Origin of the sequence: Streptomyces sp. NPDC045470 (assembly GCF_040646595.1) — a bacterium.
Classification (GTDB): Bacteria; Actinomycetota; Actinomycetes; order Streptomycetales; family Streptomycetaceae; genus Streptomyces.
Genome location: NZ_JBEZAN010000001.1, coordinates 1,274,987 through 1,289,382, shown reverse-complemented (window position 1 = coordinate 1,289,382; position 14,396 = coordinate 1,274,987). Strand labels below are relative to the sequence as shown.

The following is a 14,396-nucleotide window of genomic DNA, read 5'->3' as shown; positions in this document are numbered from 1 at the left end:
GGGCGCCCCGGGCGAACCGCGGCACCCCGCACCGCCGTCACCGGCTCAGTTCAGGCCCAGCCCCTTCAGCTCGGCCTCCGACGCCGTCGGCACCTTCACCCAGACCGCCTTGGACGGAGTGCCCTGGTCGTCCACGGCGTTGAGCATGTACCAGCCGGGCGGTACCAGCGTCGGGTCCTTCGGCAGGGTCACCGTGACACCGTTCTTGGACGTTTTGAAGTCCAGTGCGATCGACCGCTGTTCGACGTTGGTGACGTGCGTGAACGAACCCGGCCGGACCAGCCGCATCTTCTTGATCGAGGACGCGTGCTCGGTTCCGTACGTGGCCCGGCCGCCCAGCTCCACCGTCTTCGGCGCGGTGTCGGTCAGCTCCGGCCGCGAGTCCCGGTAGAGGTACGGCGGCGTCCAGATGTCGATCTGCTGCTGGAAGACGCCCGGCTTGGTGTTGTCCTTGTCGGCGAAGAGCGAGTCGGAGCCGAACGTCATCACCCGGCCGTCCGGCAGCAGCAGCGCCCCGGAGTGGTAGTTGCGCCCCACCAGCGGATCGGCCACCGCCCGCGAGGTGTTGGCCTTCGGGTCGTACAGCTCGGCGCTGAGGACGTTGCTGTCGCCGCGCCCCCGGTAGTCCCCGGAGCCGTTGGTGGTGAGCACCGTGTCGTCGGGCAAGATGACGCTGCTCGGGTAGCGCGCCTTCGCGTACAGCGGCGGGCCGTCCGTGAAGCGCGGCTTGTCGGCGTGCAGGTCCACCAGCCGGGTCCTGTCGGTGGCCTTGGGGTCCTCGCCGACCCCGCCGCCGCCCAGCACCATGTACCGCTGGTCCTGCGCGGGCGGCAGCAGTACGGACATCGAGGTCTCCAGGACGTCCGGGTCGCTCATTCCGGGAATGACCTGGAACTTGTTGGTCTTCAGGTCCCAGATGCCGGGGGTGCGCCCGATGTTGTCGGGGCCGTATCCGGCGTTGGACCCGGTGTAGAGCAGCCGCCCCTTGTCGGTGAGGAAGAGGGCGGGGTAGGTCGGGAAGAAGCGCTGCTTGGGCAGGTAGGTCCACTTCTTCGTCTTCGGGTCGTAGATCTCCTGCTTGCCCGGGACGACCTGGCCGATCTCGTCCAGCCCGGAGGTGGACAGCACCTTGCCGTCCTCCAGGCTGGTCAGGGTCGGGTACCAGCGGGCCTCGTTCATCGGGTCGACCGGGACGTAGCGCTCGGCCACCGGGTCGAACTCGAACGAGTCCTTGATCCCCTGGAAGTCCTTCTTGTCGAAGGACAGCTTCTGCGCGATGCCGTAGAAGTTGCGGGCGTCGGCGCCGGTCAGACCGTGGATGCGGTAGTTGTCCTGGGCGCCGGTCGAGTACTGGCGGCCCTCCTTGAGCGCCTCCACGTAGACGCGGGCCTCGCTGTGGGTGACGGTGACCTTGCCGGTCCTGGGGTCCGTCTTCTTCTTGGCGCGCGGGACCACGACCGGGTCCTTGGACGCGAAGGTCTTGCCGTTCTGCTTGCCGGTGAACAGCGTCCCGGCGGGGAACGTCTTCGGCGCGTCCGGGTTCTCGTTGTAGACGATCATGAGCCCGCCGGCCTTCTTCACGTCGCCGCCGAGCTTCTCGTACCGCTGGGTTCCGCCGGCCACCAGCAGCTTGCCGTCCGGCAGTTGGGTGTGACCCGCGCAGAAGAGGTCCTTCGGGGTGGGAATGTTCTTGAAGGTGTTCTTCACCGGGTCCCACAGGACCGTACGGAACGACTTGGCCGCGAAGTTCTTGGCGTTGTTCCCCGACCCGGCGACCAGCAGCACCTTGCCGGTGTGCAGCAGCGCGGCGTGAATCGTGTTGATCCTGTACTCGGGCGGTACGTCCACCACGTCCCAGTGGCCGTTCGCCGCCTTGTACTCAGGCTGGTTGATCTTGTACTCGTGGTACTTCTCCGAGACGAACCCGAACAGGGCCGGACCGTTCATCCCCGCCAGCGCGAGCACCACGGCCGCGCCGATCGCCACTCTGCGGGTGCGCCGGCTCGGACGGTATTTCATGAGTGACGTCCCCCAAGAGCGATCTGCGCGGTCCGGCCGGCGGTCCGGTCACCCGGCTCAGCGAGAGCTGAGCGCTCGGGCGCCGCCGCCCAACTGGGCTGGCGCTGCGGATGCGGCGCCTGCTGCGGCCCGCCACCGGACGCCGGCGGGTCTCCCCGCGACGTCTTGCGCCGCTCTTGCCGCATGCCCCAGCGCCAGGCGAAGACGGGTGCCGCCGTGATCAGCAGCGCCAGCGTGGCCCAGGTGATCATCGCCGGGTGGCTGTGTCCGTAGACGAACGAGGCGGCCAGCGAGCCCCCGAAGACCAGGATGAAGAACAGGTGCACCCGGAATGTGCCGAAGAGGGTGTCCGGGCTGGCGGAGTCGCCCTTCGGTGTCACCACGAACTTGCTCTTGCGGCGCAGCGCCGCGTCGAACAGCGAGCGGGCGTAGATCGGCGCGGAGAGCGCGGACATCACCATGCCGGCCACGCCGCCGGAGCCCTCCGGCTCGTGCGGCGAGACGTTGTGCCGGCGGTTCCACACGTACAGCCCGATCTGGAGCGCCGAGGCGTTGCCGTACAGCATCATCCACACCGCCGGGTCGATCTGCACGCCCGAGGCGCCCAGGCCCAGGAACAGCGCGCAACTGAGCGCTGCCAGAATCCAGTTCATGGCGGACATCGGGTAGAAGATGACCATCATGGTGTAGTTGAAGAACTTGCCCGGCGGCAGGGTGAAGGGCGCCTTCCAGAACTGCTTGAGTATGGTCTCGTACGTCCCGCGCGACCAGCGCAGTTGCTGGGTGAAGAAGTCCGTCCAGGCGTTGGGTCCCTCGCCGACCGCGAGCACGTCGGGGGTGTAGACCGAGCGCCACTTCCGGCCGGTGTCCGGGTTCCGGTGCCGGTGCATCTCGAACCCGGTCGCCATGTCCTCGGTGATCGAGTCGTACAGGCCGCCGATCTGCTGCAGCGCCCTGATGCGTACGGCGTTGGAGGTGCCGACGAACATGGGCGCGCCGTAGCGGTTGCCGGCCCGCTGGATCAGCGCGTGGAAGAGGAACTGCTGCGACTCCGCCGCCTTGGTGACGAACGTGTCGTAATTGCCGTACACCTGCGGGCCGATGACGAAGCCGACGTCCGGGTCGCGGAAGAAGCCGAGCATCCGCTCCAGGTAGTTGGGCAGTGGTACGTGGTCGGTGTCGACGGAGGCGAAGTAGTCGTAGGCGTCACCGTGCGCCTGGAGCCAGGCGTTGTAGTTGCCGTGCTTGGTCTTGGCGCGGTGCGGGCCCTTCCTCTGGTTCCACTGCGGGATGCCCTTGCGGGTGAAGTGGTGGACGCCGAGGCGCTCGCAGACCGCTTTGACGTCCGGGTCGTCGCCCTCGTCGAGGAGCCAGACGTGCAGCAGGCCGCGGTGGCGGATCCTGACGGCCGCCTCCAGTGTCCTGGTCACCATTTCCAGGGGTTCCTTGCCGGGTACGAAGGAGGTGAGGAAGGCGACGCGGGTGCCGTGTTCGGGGACGACCGGGATGGGGTCGCGGGCGACCAGGGTGGCGTGGGCGTTGGACAGCACGTTCATGCACCGGAAGAACTCGATCAGCCCGATCGAGACCAGCATGACGATGTCCAGCACCGGCAGGAAGTCGTGGGCGGGGTGGTCGCGTTCGGTCCAGTGGGCCGGCTGCATCAGCCAGGCGAGCAGGCCGAGCGAGAGCAGGGGAGCGGCGCCGAGCAGCAACGCCGCGCGTATTCGGTGCGGTTCGTCCGCCAGCAGGCTGCGGTAGCGCACCTTGTAGGGCCGGTCGGGGTCGGGCTGGGTGAGTGGTCCGGCGAGGCGGCTGTAGTGCTCGTAGTCGTAGCGCGGCAGCGGTCTGCGCGGCTGCCGGCGCGGCCAGTGCTGGCGCGGCACACGCAGGCGTGTCGTCGCGGACGGGTCGTACTGGTGCTCCTGCCGGGCGCCGGTAGGCGGCGACGTCATGAGTCCATCCCCCCGGCACGCATGCTGGCTGCGTGCCCGTCTTCTCAAGGCCCGAGTGTCCGGCCCCCCTCGGCCGACCCGGGCGCAAGTGGTGTCGGCCGCCTACGCCTACGACGCAGGACGGCCGCCTTCCGGTTGCATGATTCCCGCTCCGACTCGCTCTCGCGCAGCGGGGCCCCACTCCCACACTCATCGCAACCGGTGTGTCCCCCAACATGAGCGTGCACAGGCTCAGTTGGGCTCCAGTATCCCGTCAGGGTCTCGAAGCTCATATCTTGATCGCAAGGGCGAAACGAGGGGTTTACCGGACATGCGAGTGCATTGCTGGACGGGTCAGGTCGGAGGGGGCATTACTTCTGACCCGAACTGCGCAGCCGCAGACGGATGTTGTCGAAATGGCTGCGTACGGCCTGCTCGGCCCGCTGCGCGTCACCGTCGCGTACCGCCGCGAGGATCTCCGCGTGCTGCCGGTGGGTGACCCGCGGGTCGGCCCCCAGCCCGGCCAGGTCCGTCCGTACGCGGTGGAACGCCTCCCAGAACGCGTCCAGCACCTCGCTCAGCAGCCGGTTGTCCAGCCCCCGGTAGAGCGCGGCGTGGAAGGCCCGGTCGGTGTCGGCCCGCACCGCCCCCTCCGCGGCCTCCGCCGCCATCCGCTCCACCAGCTCGTCCAGCTCCGCGAGCGCCGCCCCCGGCACCTGGCCCGCCAGTCGTGCGATCAGCCCGGTCTCCACCGCCTCGCGCAGCTCCAGCAGCTGGAGCAGGCTGTCCTCGCCCCGGTAGTGTCCGGCCACCGTCCGGAAGGCCAGGCCCTCGGTCATCGGGGCCATCGACATCGGTCCGACGTACGTGCCGAAGCCGTGCCGGATCTCCACGATGCCCATCGCCTGCAACGCCTTGAGTGCCTCGCGGACGGAGTTCCGGCTGACCCCGAGCAGCTCCATCAGGTCCGTCTCGGTGGGCAGCGGCGCCCCGGGGGCCAGCCGCCGGTCGATGATGAGCTTCTTGATCCGCTCCTGGTTGTCGCGCGCCATTGTGCGACTGTGCACCCCGATCACCGTTTTGACCAGCGATGCACCGGCCCGGCGCGGGGAAAGGCGGGGATCGGGGCAGTGGCCGGGGCGGCCGCCCGGAAAAGCACCGAGGCCCCTCGCAACTGCGAGGGGCCTCGGTGTGACGTGCGCCGCCAGGGACTCGAACCCCGGACCCGCTGATTAAGAGTCAGCTGCTCTAACCAACTGAGCTAGCGGCGCGCGCTGACATGGAAAACTTTACACGAACTCCAGGGGTGCTCCTGACCACCCGCCCGGCCGCCCGGGCCCGCCGAATGTGTGACCTGTGTCACCTGTTCTTGCGTCCGTCCGGGGAGTGTTGGTGCCGGGCCGGATTCCGCGGTCCGGCAGGGCGAAAGTCCCGTGATCTCGGGACCTTCGTCGAGCCGGATGACCGTTTTGGTCTGTGAGTATGCTTTCGTAATGGATGATCATCAGTTGCCCCGTCAACATGCGATATCTCCTACCAGTTGAGAAGCTGGGGCACGTGCGAAGGCGAACGGGAACAGAACGAGCCTGGAGGGGACCGGGAATGGCAGAGCCGGGATTCGTGGAATACGACCCCGCGGGCGGCTGCCCGTGCGGCGGCTGCGCCCAGGAGCGGCGCGCGCTCCAGCACGCGCTCGCGGTCCGGGACGGCGGGCACCCCGCCGCGCACGGCACCCGCCGCGCGCTGGTCCTCGTGGCGACCGCCGGAACGGTCCTGAGCAGCGGCGTTGCCGGATCCGGGGCGGCCACCGCGCTCGGCGCCGGGGCCGGTACGGGCGCGCCGGCCGGCCGCGAGCGGGCCCTGCTCACCCCCGCCGTGGCCCACGGCCCCGGCCACCTCCGGGCCGCCCGGCCGGACACCCCGGCCCTCTCCCTGACCTCGGGCGCGACCCCGCAAGGGCAGGTCGGCGGGCTGTACGGGGGAACGGGCAGCGGCCGCGGGCGGGCCGTGGCCGCCTCCTCGCCCCGGCCTCTCACCCGGGACCAGATCATCGCGCGGGCCCAGCGCTGGGTCAGCGCCCAGGTCCCGTACGACATGAGCCGCTTCTGGTCCGACGGATACCGCCAGGACTGCTCCGGATTCATCTCGATGGCCTGGAACCTCGGCCGCAACCAGTGGACCGGAAGCCTGGCCCAGTACGGCATCCGTATAACGAAGAGCGAACTGCGGCCCGGCGACATGCTGCTCTTCCACAACCCGGGAAATCCGGGCGCCGGGTCGCACGCCACCATTTTCGGCGGCTGGGCCGATTCCTCCCGTACGCGCTACATCGCGTACGAGCAGACCCGGCCCCACACGGTGAAACGGTCCACGCCGTACGCCTATTGGAGCAATTCGGCGGGGTACGTCGCCTATCGCTACCGCGGCCTCGCCGAAGGCGGCGATCCGGGCGGTGACCCGGGCAGCGGCACCTCGGCGTTTCCCGGCGCGGGGATGTTCGGGCCGGGCGCGGACAACGCGTACGTCACCCGGCTGGGCCGGATGCTGGTGGAGCGCGGCGGCGGCCGGTTCTACCGGTCCGGGCCGGGCCCGCGCTGGAGCGAGGCGGACCGCGGGGCCACCGAGGCGTTCCAGCGCGCCCAGGGCTGGACCGGCGCCGAGGCGGACGGCATCCCGGGCCCGGCGACCTGGTCGTACCTGGTCAACGGGGTGGGCCGGGACATCGGCAGCTCCGGCGGCGGTGGCGCCACGGCCTTCCCCGGCCGGGGCTGGTTCCGGCCCGGCCAGTCGAACGGATATGTCACCAGCCTTGGAAAACGGCTGGTGAGCAAGGGTTTCGGCAAGTACTACAGCTCCGGCCCCGGGCCCCGGTGGACGGAGGCGGACCGCCGCAACGTCGAGGCGTTCCAGCGGGCCCAGGGCTGGACCGGCCGGGACGCCGACGGCTACCCCGGCCCCGAGACATGGCGGCGACTCTTCCGATGACGGAGCGCACGATGGCGACGAAGACCGAGACAGCGGACAGCGGGAACGACGCGGCGGGGGAACCGGGGGCGGAGCGTGGCGGGGCGGGCGGGGCGGGGGAGAGGGCTGCGCTCGCGACGGCGGCCGACCGTACTGACGCGAAGTCAGGGACGGGGGAGAGCAGTGAAGTTGAGGGCACGTCAGCCGGGGGTGCTGAGGCGACCGGAAGCACGGACGCACCCGCACCACCCCCCTGGTCCGCTCGCCTGCGGACCGCCGGGCACGGCGACAGCATCCCCATGGACATGCTCTTCCGCGCCGAACCGGACACCGGCACCGGGCCCGCCGAGGCGGACACCACCGAGCAGCCACGGGTGGCGGCCCCGCCGACGGGCCGGGAGCCCGCCCGCGTCACCCCCGCCGACGCCGCCGTGGCCGGTATCGCCGCCGCGACCGGCCTGCTGGACACCGCGGAGCGCGCCGCGCTCGACGGCGCACTCGGGGTGGCCGCCGCGGGCAGCCGGTCCCGTACGGAGGACGCGTCCGCCGCTCCCGGAGGCCGGGACGCGGACGCCGGTACGGCCACGGGCGGCGGGCCCTCGTGGTTCCGCGAACTCCGCGGGAGCACCGGGCGCCCCGTCCCCGAAGAGGACTCCGGCCTGGCCGAGCGGCGCGGCTTCTCCCTCTCCGGCTGGCTGGCCCTGTTCGCCGGTCTGCTGGCGATCGCCTGTTCCGTGGCGTTCCTGTGGCGGCGGGGCATGCTGCCCGCGTCGGTGGTCCGGGCCCTGGGCCTGGAGATCGCCGTCCGGCCCGCTCCCCACCTGTGGGAGTGGGCCCTGGCCGGCCTCGGCGCGGTGGTGGCGGTGTACGCCTTCGGCGGGCTGGCCCGCGGGCGGGTCGGCAGCGCCTGGGTGCTCACCCTCTTCGGGCGCTACCGCGGCAGCGTGCGCCGCACCGGCCTGGTGTGGATCAACCCGCTGGTGCTGCGCCGCCGCGTCGACGTACGGCTGCGGCACTGGCGCAGCGAGGCGATGCCGGCGGTCGACGCGGAAGGCATCCAACTGCGGGTCGTGGTGCTCGTCGTCTGGCGGGTCAGGGACACCGCACGGGCCCTGCTCACCGTCCGCGATCACACCGCCTACCTGCGGGAACAGGTGGAGTCGGGCATGGCGCGGGTGCTGTCGCAGCTCCCGGCGGACGCGTTCCACGAGGAGGCGCCGACGCTGCGCGACGCCCAGGCGGTCGGCGAGGCCCTCACCCAGGTGCTCGCCGCGGACTGCCGCCCGGTCGGCATCGAGGTCTTCTCCGTCCAGCCCACCCGGATCGAGTACGCGCCCGAGGTGGCGGCGGCCATGCAGCGACGGCAGATCGCGGCGATCGACGCCAAGCACCGCGACAGCGTGCTGACCTCGGTCGTGGACGCGGTCGACGACACCGTCCACCGGCTGACCAGCAGAGGGCTGGTGGAGCTGGACGACTACGAACGAAAAGCCCTGGTCAAGGACCTGACCGTGGCTTTCTACACGGCGCGCGGCAGCGCCGCCGGCAAGAGCTGACAGAGCTGACACAGCGGAGAGGCAGGCAGTGGGATGCGGACACCGGTGTTCTTCGAGGTCGTCGGGGCCGACTGCGGATGCGCCTTCTGCAGCGGGGCCGCGGTCGAGTCCGCGGCGCGCCACGGCGGGAGCCGGGCGCGGTGCACGGTGCGGGGCGTGGTCGCGGCGGCGGTGGGCGCGGTGACGCTCGTCGGCGCGGCGGCGGGTACGGCGGGCGCCGAACCGGCGCCCCGCCACGCGGGCTGGGACGGTACGAAGTACTGGTACCGGGACGCCACCGGCTGGTGGCGGTGGACCAGCCACTACGCGAAGTACGCCCGGCACGCGGGCAGCAGGTCCGCCACGGCGCCGGCCACGTCCGCCGCGCCCTCCACGACCCGTACGGGGGCGCGCGGCCACAACCCCGACCCCACCTTCCGGGGCCGGTCCGGCTGGGACGCCGTCGACCGGGTGTACTGGTACCAGCAGGGCGGCAGCTGGTGGTGGACCAGCCACCGGGACCGCTACGAGGCCCGTACGGGCAGGCCGGGCGGACCGGGCGACGACGTGCCCGACGGCAGCGATGCCGGCGCGGACTCCGGTTCCCCGGGCAGCGGTACCGGCAAGGGCACCCCCACCCGGTACGGCACCGAGACCGCGATCCGGTGGGCGATGGCGCAGATCGGCAAGCCCTACGCGTGGGGCGGCAACGGCCCGTCCGCGTTCGACTGCTCCGGCCTGGTCCAGCAGGCGTACCAGCGTGCGGGCATCTCGCTGCCCCGGGTCGCCGACGCGCAGTACCGCGCCGCCGAACCGATCACACGGTCCCAGCTACGCCGCGGTGACCTGGTCTTCTGGTCGACCGACGGCTCCTCGTCGGGCGTCCATCACGTGGCGATCTACCTCGGCGGCGGCCAGTACCTGGAGGCGCCGCGGTCCGGCCGGTCGGTCCGGATCTCGTCCTTCGCCGCCTACCGTCCCACCTTGTACGGGCGGGTCGGCTGACCGCGCGGTCAGCCGTCCGCCGCCCGCTGCCGCGCGGGCCCGCTCCTGCAGAAAGGCCGACCGTCATGGCGTCGACAGCGCCCACCACCCTTCCGGCCCCGCCCGACGGACCGTCCGCGGGCCCGGACCCCGCGATACCCGGCCCGGCCGCACCGGGCTCCGCCATACCTGACTCCGCTCCCCCCGAGGGGACGCCCGGCGGGGCTCCTGGCGGGACGTCCGACCCGGGAGCGCACGGGTTCCTGCCGGAGCGGCCGCCCGTACGGACCATGACCGGCACCTGGGAGCGGCTGAGCGAGCTGGCCGGCGCGGCCGCCACCGCGCCGGACGCGGAGACCGCCCGTGACCTGGTCGCCCGGGCGGGGCGCAACGGCGAACTGACGGCGCTGCGGCAGCGCGTCTCGCGGCTGTCACCGCGCAACGCCGACGCCGCGTCCCTGCGGGTGGCGGTGATCGCGGCGGCCTGCGGCTGGAGCGCCCTGGACCCGGCCGCCCCCGCCTCCCCGCGCACCGCCGACGCCGCCTTCCTCGCCCTGTGGTCGGCCGTCGCGCACCGCGTCGACCACCAGCAGTTCGTGGCGCTCCCCACGCTGGCCCTCCTGAACTGGGCGCCCGAACGCAAGCCGCGCCGCCGTCTGCCCATCGACCAGCTCGCCCGTACGGAGGCGCTGGTCCCCGTCGTGCGCTGGTCGCCGGAAGGGGAGCCGCTCGGCCGGCTGGACCGGCTGATGCTGGCCACCACCCGGCTGGAAGCGCACGGCATCTGGCTGCTGCGGCTGGCCGGGACGCTCGCCGGGTGCGCCCCCGGAGACGCGTCCACCGGTACGGCGCTGCGCCGCCTGATCCGCATCCAGCACGCGCTGCGCGCTCAGCTCCGGAGCGAGGCGGCGGAGCTGCGGGCGGCCCCGGCTTCCGCACGGCAGGGCGCGGTGCTGGGCGCGCTCGCGGAGCAGGGGGCACTGGAGCCGCCGGTGTTCCTGGCGGCCGACGCGGTGCTCGGCGCGGGCGGGCGCCGGTCGGGGGAGAGCGGCCGGCATCTGCTGCGCCGCCATCTGCCGGTCGCCCAGCGCGCCTGGCTGACCGTTCTGGACCGGCACTGCGCGCCCGTCCGCACCCTCGCGCACCGCGGGGGCCCGGACGCCGCGGTCTACCGCGAGGCGCAGGAAGCACTGATCGCGCTGCGGCGTACGTACGCGGGTCTGGTGCACTGCGCCGCGCACCCGGGCGGGTTTCCGGACGCCGGCCGGCTGAACGCCGTGGCGTGATTCCGCGGGAGCTGTTGGGACGGCCGTAGGGAAGCGGCAACCGGCCGTCCGCTTGTTATTGGTCTGGACATGTCCATGCAGCGTCACTACCCTTCCTTTTGGTCTAGACCGCACGACGCGCACGTCAGCAGCTCATGGAACACCCCCCTCGTTCTTCAGGAGCACCACATGCGTAAGAAGCTCAGCGCTGCCGTGGTCGGTCTCGGCATCGCCGGAGTGTCCCTGTTCGCCACGGGCAGCGCTTCCAGCCACGGCTACAGCGACGCACCCCCCAGCCGCCAGGCGCTCTGCGCCAAGGGCACCGTCAAGAACTGCGGCGCGATCCAGTACGAGCCGCAGAGTGTCGAGGGCCCCAAGGGCTTCCCGGCCGCCGGTCCCGCCGACGGCAAGATATGTTCCGGCGGCAACAGCGGGTTCAAGGAGCTGGACGACCCGCGCGGCGGCAAGTGGCCCGCCACCCACCTCAAGGGCGGCCAGGGCTACACCTTCCAGTGGCGCCTGACGGCCCGGCACGCCACCACCGACTTCCGGTACTACATCACCAAGGACGGCTACGACCCGAGCAAGCCGCTCACCCGGGCCGACCTCGAACCCGAGCCGTTCGTGACGGTGCCGATGGGCGGGCGGCAGCCGGCCGCCACCGTGCAGCACCAGGGCACGGTGCCCACCCAGAAGTCCGGCCACCACATCATCCTGGGTGTCTGGAACATCGCCGACACCGGCAACGCGTTCTACGCCTGCTCCGACGTCAACCTGTCGTAACCGGCGCCGGAGCCTGCGCGGGCCTCCCTGTCCTTCCTCCGGGGAGGCCCTCTCCGCCCGCGCGCCCCGCTCCCTCCCGCGAGCCCGTTCGCATCCGTCGGCCCGCCTCCCCTAGGCAGCACCGACCGGCGGGAATATTCTGCTGGTTGGTCTGGACCGCAGTGCACTCGGCTCGCAGGAAACCCCCCTCATTCCGGGAGCGAAGCATGCGCAAACGGATCAGCGCGGCCGTCGTGGGACTGGGCGTCATCGGCGCGACGGTCCTGTCGACCAGCGGCGCCGGCAGCCACGGCTACACCGACGCCCCCGTCAGCAGACAGAAACTGTGCGCCAACGGCACGGTGAAGAACTGCGGCGCCATCCAGTGGGAGCCGCAGAGTGTCGAAGGGCCCAAGGGCTTCCCGAACGGCGGACCCGCCGACGGCAGGATCTGCTCCGGCGGCAACAGCCGCTTCAAGGAGCTGGACGACCCGCGCGCCGGCCAGTGGCCCGCGACCAAGGTGAGCGCGGGCTCGTACACCTTCCGCTGGCGCTTCACCGCCCCGCACCGCACCACGGACTTCCGCTACTACATCACCAGGAACGGCTGGAACCCCAGCCGTCCGCTGACCCGGGCGGACCTGGAACCGGCCCCGTTCCTGACCGTCCCCTACAACGGTCAGCAGCCGCCGACCACGTACTCGCACCCGGGCACGCTGCCCGGCGGGAAGACCGGCAGGCATCTGATCGTCGGGGTCTGGACGATCGCCGACACCGGTAACGCGTTCTATGCCTGCTCGGACATCGAGTACTGAGCGGAAGAACGTACGGAAAAACACGAGTGGGCCTCTCGAAGCTGTGCTCCGAGAGGCCCACTCCCAGGTGCGCCGCCAGGGACTCGAACCCCGGACCCGCTGATTAAGAGTCAGCTGCTCTAACCAACTGAGCTAGCGGCGCGCGCTGACAAAAGAAATACTACCTGGTCCGCGGGGGTGCTCCTGACCACGGCGCCGCCCGCCCCGTCCGGCGCCCTCCCGGCGGCTCGGAACCCGGGGCCGGGCGCCCCGCAATCAGAGCGTCAGCGACAGCAGCACCGGAGCCGCCCGCCGGTTCAGCGCGTCGGCGGCCTGCCGCAGCCGGTGGGCGTGCTCCAGCGGGAGCGACAGGGCCAGACAGCCGACCGTGGAGCCCGCCGTGATCGGTACGGCCGCGCAGACCGTGCCCACCGCGTACTCCTGGAGGTCCAGCATCGGGACGGTCGGCGGCTGGCTGTCGAGCTTGTGGAAGAGCACCTTCTCGTTGGTGATCGTCCGCGAGGTGAGGCGGGCGGTCTTGTGCCGGGAGAGGTGGTCCATCCGGCCGTCGTGGTCCAACTGGGCCAGCAGGCATTTGCCGACCGCGCTGGCATGTGCCGTCCGGCGGAATTCCGCCCACTCGTTGACCTTGGGGGCCCGCGGTCCGTCGGCGTAGTGCAGGATCTTGACCTCGCCGTCGATGTAGCGGCTGATGTAGACCGCCGCGCCCACCGAGTCGCGCAGCTCGACGAGGGTGCGCTGGAGCTTGTCGCGCAGCGCTTCCTCGCGGCCGCCGCCCGAGCCGAGCAGGACCAGGGACTCGCCGACGACGTACGCGCCGTCGGCGACCTGCGCGACATAGCCCTCACGGCGCAGCATCGCCAGCATGTGGGCGAGGTGCCCGGTCGGCAGACCGGTCTCGCGGGCGATCTGGACGTCCGACACACCGCAGGCGTGCCGGGCGACGGTTTCGAGTACGCGCAGGGCGTACTGCACCGAGTGGAAGGGCGCGGTCGGCTCGGGCTTCAGCGCCACGGTGTCCCCCTAGCAGGTTGTGACCGTTTGCGTCGCTGCCGTCGCCGGCGGTCACGACCGACGAACATTACCGGCCGTTCCCGGGCAGCGGGGCACGTACCACGATAGCGGCCGAAGCCGCCCGCCGGAGGGGGTCTTGACCGAAAAGGGGGGATGGCCACGCACCTGTACAGGGGCGTGGTCCACCGGCATATGCCCAGGTCATCCCGGGCCGTGACGGAGCCCGGGTGCGCCGCCCGACGGGCACCCGGAACGCGGCCGCAGCCGCTCCCGGGCGCCGCGTGGAACGGACCGCGCCGGTCAGAGGACCGCGCTCAGGAACTCCCGGGTGCGGTCGTTCTCCGGCTCGCTGAAGATCTTCTCCGGCGTCCCGAACTCGATCACCCGTCCCTGGTCGAACATCATCACGCAGTCGGAGATGTCCCGCGCGAAGTTCATCTCGTGGGTCACACAGAGCATGGTGATGTCGGTGGTGTGCGCGATGTCGCGCAGGACGTCCAGCACGCCGGCCACCAGCTCCGGGTCGAGCGCGCTGGTCACCTCGTCCAGCAGCAGCACCTGCGGCCGCATGGCCAGGGCGCGCGCGATGGCCACCCGCTGCTGCTGGCCGCCGGAGAGCTGCGACGGGTACTTGTCGATGTGCTGCGTCAGGCCCACCAGGTCCAGCAGCCCGCGGGCCCGCTCCTCGGCGGCGTCCTTGCCCAGGCCCAGCACGTGCACCGGCGCCTCGGTGATGTTGCGCAGCACCTTCATGTTGGGGAAGAGGTTGAACTGCTGGAAAACCATCCCGATGTTCTTGCGCACCTCCCGGCAGTGCTTCTCGCCCGCCGGTACGAGCTTGCCGTTCTTCTCCTCGTGGGTGAGGTACGCGTCACCGACCTTGATCTTCCCTTCCTCCGGCTTCAGCAGCGTCATCAGCAGCCGCAGGATCGTGGTCTTGCCGGACCCGGAGGGGCCGATCAGCGTCACGTGCTTGCCGGAGTAGACCGTCATGTCCAGCGAGTCCAGGACGGTGTGCGCGCCGAAGCGCTTGGTGACCCGGTCGAAGCGGACCAGCTCGGGGCCGTCCTCCGCGGTGCCGACCGTGGGCGGCTCGGGCTGCGC

General features: G+C 71.5%; 10 protein-coding genes, 2 tRNA genes and 1 pseudogene. 6 read left to right on the top strand and 7 right to left on the bottom strand.

What is annotated here, in order from left to right:
- Nucleotides 1–45: 45 nt before the first annotated feature.
- The 4 genes from AB0A97_RS05475 to AB0A97_RS05460 form a co-directional block, all read right to left on the bottom strand.
- Nucleotides 46–2,019, bottom strand: coding sequence for a kelch motif-containing protein (locus tag AB0A97_RS05475; RefSeq protein WP_361144691.1), 1,974 nt, complete (start codon nucleotides 2,017–2,019; stop codon nucleotides 46–48).
- The gene (locus tag AB0A97_RS05470) at nucleotides 2,016–3,974 is read right to left on the bottom strand and encodes a cellulose synthase catalytic subunit (protein ID WP_361144689.1); all 1,959 of its coding nucleotides are present in this window, start codon (nucleotides 3,972–3,974) and stop codon (nucleotides 2,016–2,018) included. The genes AB0A97_RS05475 and AB0A97_RS05470 overlap by 4 nt, the downstream gene beginning before the upstream one ends.
- A gap of 350 nt (nucleotides 3,975–4,324) precedes the next feature.
- Nucleotides 4,325–5,005, bottom strand: a complete 681-nt coding sequence (locus AB0A97_RS05465; protein WP_361144686.1) for a FadR/GntR family transcriptional regulator — start codon at nucleotides 5,003–5,005, stop codon at nucleotides 4,325–4,327.
- A gap of 145 nt (nucleotides 5,006–5,150) precedes the next feature.
- Nucleotides 5,151–5,224 (bottom strand) — tRNA-Lys (locus AB0A97_RS05460).
- Nucleotides 5,225–5,555: 331 nt separating this feature from the next.
- On the opposite strand from AB0A97_RS05460, the gene AB0A97_RS05455 reads away from it, so the two are divergent.
- The 6 genes and pseudogenes from AB0A97_RS05455 to AB0A97_RS05430 all read left to right on the top strand — a co-directional run bounded on the left by AB0A97_RS05455 (nucleotide 5,556) and on the right by AB0A97_RS05430 (nucleotide 12,278).
- Nucleotides 5,556–6,938, top strand: coding sequence for a peptidoglycan-binding protein (locus tag AB0A97_RS05455; protein WP_361144684.1), 1,383 nt, complete (start codon nucleotides 5,556–5,558; stop codon nucleotides 6,936–6,938).
- Between the two features lie 593 nt (nucleotides 6,939–7,531).
- Nucleotides 7,532–8,473, top strand: a pseudogene (locus AB0A97_RS05450) (SPFH domain-containing protein); the annotation flags it as partial.
- Nucleotides 8,474–8,506: 33 nt separating this feature from the next.
- The gene (locus AB0A97_RS05445) at nucleotides 8,507–9,457 is read left to right on the top strand and encodes a C40 family peptidase (protein WP_361144682.1); all 951 of its coding nucleotides are present in this window, start codon (nucleotides 8,507–8,509) and stop codon (nucleotides 9,455–9,457) included.
- A 65-nt stretch (nucleotides 9,458–9,522) separates the two neighbouring features.
- A complete protein-coding gene (locus AB0A97_RS05440; RefSeq protein ID WP_361144679.1) occupies nucleotides 9,523–10,722 on the top strand; it encodes a hypothetical protein in 1,200 nt (399 codons plus the stop codon).
- 168 nt (nucleotides 10,723–10,890) lie between these two features.
- Complete coding sequence (locus tag AB0A97_RS05435) at nucleotides 10,891–11,484, top strand: lytic polysaccharide monooxygenase auxiliary activity family 9 protein (RefSeq protein WP_361144676.1); 594 nt, start codon at nucleotides 10,891–10,893, stop codon at nucleotides 11,482–11,484.
- Between the two features lie 206 nt (nucleotides 11,485–11,690).
- A complete protein-coding gene (locus AB0A97_RS05430) occupies nucleotides 11,691–12,278 on the top strand; it encodes a lytic polysaccharide monooxygenase (protein WP_361144673.1) in 588 nt (195 codons plus the stop codon).
- A gap of 68 nt (nucleotides 12,279–12,346) precedes the next feature.
- Here the strand turns inward: AB0A97_RS05430 and AB0A97_RS05425 are convergent.
- The 3 genes from AB0A97_RS05425 to ehuA all read right to left on the bottom strand — a co-directional run bounded on the left by AB0A97_RS05425 (nucleotide 12,347) and on the right by ehuA (nucleotide 14,348).
- Nucleotides 12,347–12,420 (bottom strand) — tRNA-Lys (locus AB0A97_RS05425).
- Nucleotides 12,421–12,533: 113 nt separating this feature from the next.
- Nucleotides 12,534–13,292, bottom strand: a complete 759-nt coding sequence (locus tag AB0A97_RS05420; RefSeq protein ID WP_031011220.1) for an IclR family transcriptional regulator C-terminal domain-containing protein — start codon at nucleotides 13,290–13,292, stop codon at nucleotides 12,534–12,536.
- 300 nt (nucleotides 13,293–13,592) lie between these two features.
- Nucleotides 13,593–14,348, bottom strand: a complete 756-nt coding sequence (ehuA, locus tag AB0A97_RS05415) for an ectoine/hydroxyectoine ABC transporter ATP-binding protein EhuA (protein ID WP_361145318.1) — start codon at nucleotides 14,346–14,348, stop codon at nucleotides 13,593–13,595.
- Nucleotides 14,349–14,396 lie beyond the last annotated feature (48 nt).

Coding starts and splice junctions, on each gene's coding strand:
- AB0A97_RS05475 (WP_361144691.1), bottom strand. CDS start 2,019: ATGAAATACCGTCCGAGCCGGCGCACCCGCAGAGTGGCGATCGGCGCG.
- AB0A97_RS05470 (WP_361144689.1), bottom strand. CDS start 3,974: ATGACGTCGCCGCCTACCGGCGCCCGGCAGGAGCACCAGTACGACCCG.
- AB0A97_RS05445 (WP_361144682.1), top strand. CDS start 8,507: ATGCGGACACCGGTGTTCTTCGAGGTCGTCGGGGCCGACTGCGGATGC.
- AB0A97_RS05435 (WP_361144676.1), top strand. CDS start 10,891: ATGCGTAAGAAGCTCAGCGCTGCCGTGGTCGGTCTCGGCATCGCCGGA.
- AB0A97_RS05465 (WP_361144686.1), bottom strand. CDS start 5,005: ATGGCGCGCGACAACCAGGAGCGGATCAAGAAGCTCATCATCGACCGG.
- AB0A97_RS05430 (WP_361144673.1), top strand. CDS start 11,691: ATGCGCAAACGGATCAGCGCGGCCGTCGTGGGACTGGGCGTCATCGGC.
- AB0A97_RS05455 (WP_361144684.1), top strand. CDS start 5,556: ATGGCAGAGCCGGGATTCGTGGAATACGACCCCGCGGGCGGCTGCCCG.
- AB0A97_RS05440 (WP_361144679.1), top strand. CDS start 9,523: ATGGCGTCGACAGCGCCCACCACCCTTCCGGCCCCGCCCGACGGACCG.